The organism is Pseudomonas sp. HMSC063H08, from assembly GCF_001813645.1.
GTDB classification, from domain to species: Bacteria; Pseudomonadota; Gammaproteobacteria; order Pseudomonadales; family Pseudomonadaceae; genus Pseudomonas; species Pseudomonas aeruginosa.
On sequence record NZ_KV813625.1, the window covers coordinates 1 to 280 of the forward strand.

Below are 280 nucleotides of genomic sequence, written 5' to 3' on the forward strand. Positions count from 1 at the left end.
AAGGCACAACAAGACGTCGCCGATGCGTGGAGTCTCGGTGTCGAGAAGATCCCTGCCGTAGTAGTCGATAGGCAGTACGTGGTCTACGGCGAACCGGATGTTTCGCGCGCTCTTGAGCTGATCGCCAAGGCCAGGAGGTCGCGCTGATGACCAGCCACAACCTCCGCCGCCTGGCAGCGGCGGCCGCCACCTTCAGCCTCTCGTTCACGGCCTCGGCCGCGATCAACAGCGCGGCCATCGTCTCCTCCACCCTTTCCCCTCAGTGCCTCGAATACAAGGT

Annotated in this window: 1 protein-coding gene; it reads left to right on the forward strand. The window is 63.2% G+C overall.

The window, feature by feature from the left end; translation table 11 throughout:
* The coding region (locus tag HMPREF2924_RS31925) for a DUF1525 domain-containing protein (RefSeq protein ID WP_083325400.1) at window positions 1-147 on the forward strand (147 nt) is incomplete at its 5' end.
* Window positions 148-280 lie beyond the last annotated feature (133 nt).